This is a genomic window from Dyella sp. (assembly GCF_035277725.1).
Classification (GTDB): Bacteria; Pseudomonadota; Gammaproteobacteria; order Xanthomonadales; family Rhodanobacteraceae; genus Dyella_B.
Window position 1 is genome coordinate 1 of the sequence record NZ_DATEJY010000212.1, and the last position, 2,549, is coordinate 2,549.

The 2,549-nt window shown below is 61.0% G+C and carries 2 protein-coding genes and 1 pseudogene; all 3 read right to left on the minus strand.

The window, feature by feature from the left end; translation table 11 throughout:
• Positions 1–720, minus strand: a pseudogene (locus VJR68_RS17880) (hypothetical protein); the annotation flags it as partial.
• 50 nt (positions 721–770) lie between these two features.
• The gene (locus VJR68_RS17885; protein ID WP_324149910.1) at positions 771–1,376 is read right to left on the minus strand and encodes a hypothetical protein; all 606 of its coding nucleotides are present in this window, start codon (positions 1,374–1,376) and stop codon (positions 771–773) included.
• 11 nt (positions 1,377–1,387) lie between these two features.
• Positions 1,388–2,549, minus strand: a 1,162-nt coding sequence (locus VJR68_RS17890; RefSeq protein WP_324149912.1) for a PilW family protein, incomplete at its 5' end; no start/stop codon positions are given.

The window sequence follows — 2,549 nt, forward strand, 5'->3', positions numbered from 1 at the left end:
CACACACACCTGCACCTGTGCGTTGTAGACCGTGTAGAAATTTTTGTTGCCGTCGTTGACGACCGTGGGCGTGTTGTTGTTGTTTTTATTCGGCGCCGTGTAGTTGTTGGAAATGATGAAGCTGGAACCTTGCTGGTACGAGAACAGATACACCGTGCTCAGCGAGGAATAGTTGCTGTCGCCGATCACGCTGGATGGCGAAAATTTCGAGCTCGAATTGAGTATCTTGATCGGAAAATTCTGGATGTTGGTCTGTGAATTGAGGTTGGAGCGCTTCAGCACCGTGGTCGAGGTGGTATCGACCGAACGGTTTCCGCCAGTGAGCGCCTGGCGGAACTCATCCAGCGAGGTCATCAACGCCCAGTTGAGCATGTTGCCGCTCCAGTGCCCGGTGCACACCGGGCCGGTCGCGCCGCTCACCGGCGTGAAATAACCCGCGCCAGTGTTGCTGTTGTAGTCGTAGCATTTGGCCGGGTCGAAGTAGCCCAGATAGGTAGTGCCCGATGAGTAATCGCTGCTGCCCTTATAGGCCGCCACCGTGCCGGTCGGATATTCCACCGACAACGCCAGCATCAAGTTCGCCGGCACGTTAGAAGTGCTGTACACCGGTGTGTCCGACAGCGTGGTGGAGCCGGCGAGGGCGGCTCCGCTTGCCGTCAGCGCCAAGACGCAGGCGAGCAGCTTCACGTTGAAACGCAGTGGGCGCAGGGACATGAACATGGCCATTTCCGGAAGTTGGTCGGTGGATGAAGCGCGCGAGCCTGCACGCATCAACGCAGGAAGCTCTGTACGTACGCCACGGATCCCTTCTTGCCGTTCACGCGCACCGTGAGGCGAAAGGCGGCAGTGGCGCCGTTGTTGAACGGTTCGTTCTGGTCGGACGTCTGGTTGGAAACTGAAGCGCCCAGGATCTGTGCGCCTGGCGTGACGCAACCGGTGATGGTCGCCGGCCCGGCCGCCTGGCAAAGCCGCTCCACCACGTAGTAGATGTCGTCATCGTTGGTGTTGGCTTTCGTCACCTGCGCAATGCTGCCGCTGGTCAAGTTGATCAGCACGTTGGGAATGTCGCCCGTGGAACGTGACGTCGCCGGCTGCGGTTCGGCGTAATAGCCCAGTGAGGATTGATCGTTGTCGCTGGTGGGCTGCGCAAAGGTGATGTTCTGCAGTGCATCGACGTACGCGCGCTCGGCTGACTGCAGCGCGCTCTGGCGGAACGTCATGCTGCTGGCGATGGTGTTGCTGGTGTCCACCGAGCGCATCAAGGCCAGCGCGGCCAACAGCGTTACCACCAGCACGATCAGCGCGATCAAGGTGGAAATCATGCCTTTTTGCCGATGCCGGCTACCGGGGCGCTGCGAAGTGATGAAGTCGATCATGTCGCGTGGCCTTAGTAATACGTGGCAATCAGCGCGTTGCGCACGGGGATGGTGGTGTCGTAGACCTTGTAGTGATACTGCGTGTTCGTGGTGATCGTGTATTGCAACGTTGTATCCAAGTCGGGGAACAGCACGAGCTTGTTGCTGGCGGCGCTGTAGTCGCTTGAGCGTTCCGCCAGGCGGCCTTGCGCCACGATCGCTATGCGAATCGCCTTGATCTTCGTCATGGCGGCGTTGGCAGCCGAAGTGCTGGCGGTGAGCGTGCTGATCGAGTAGTTGCCGGTCGGTTGCACCCAGGTAAGGCTGTTGGAGCCGCTGGTCTGGATGCCGTATAGCGCCTTGATCTGCACGATGCCGTCGGCGATCGGCGTGACGGTGGCGGCGTTGCCGTTGACCTTGCGCTGTAGCAGATCGTAGGAGACCAGCGAATTGGTCGAGGTGTCGATGCCGAACAAGGTGAAAGTCGGCGCGGGGCCAAAATCGAACAGGTTGGTGGCGGTCTGCAGGCCTTTGGTCGGACTGTTGGCGGTGCTCAGCGCGATGGTGGTGCCGCTGACTTGCGCGGTCGGCGATGCCGTAGGTATCTGCGCCAAGGCACAGGTGCTATCGGACAGCGTGCCGGCCAGGTAGTCGCCACTGAGGATGCCGAAGCTATTGCCCACTACCACGCTGGCGGCCGATGGCGTGCTGCTCACCGTGACCTTGAACACCTGCTGCGCCGGGTTGCCGGCGACGATGCCGATGACGTCCGGAACGTTGCCGCCTCCCGCGGCGATCAGCACCGGCACCAGGCGTGTGGTAAGCGGCCATCCCGATGAGGTAAACGGCGAGGGCAGGGAAGCGGCCGGCAATACTTGCGTGCTATCGGTATAGGCCGTGATGGGGCATCCCCACAGGCCCCAGTTATTGCCTTGCGTAATGCCGGAACCTGCCGTGCGCAGTTGCCGCTCCAGCGTATACAGCGCATAGCTGCCGTTCTGCTGCGCATCGTTGCCGGTAGTGGTGGTGCGCTTCTTGCCCTCGTACACGGCAAACGCGGCCATGATGGCCAGCATGCAGATCATGCTGACCAGCATGCCCACCAGCAGCTCGATCAGCGAAAAACCTCGCTGACGCGCGGGCGCGCGCGGCTTGGCGTACGCGGAAGAATCAATTGCCGATCGCGGTGGTGGA

What these genes read in the sequence shown, in the direction of transcription:
- VJR68_RS17885 (WP_324149910.1), bottom strand. Translation starts at nt 1,376, where the DNA reads ATGATCGACTTCATCACTTCGCAGCGCCCCGGTAGCCGGCATCGGCAA.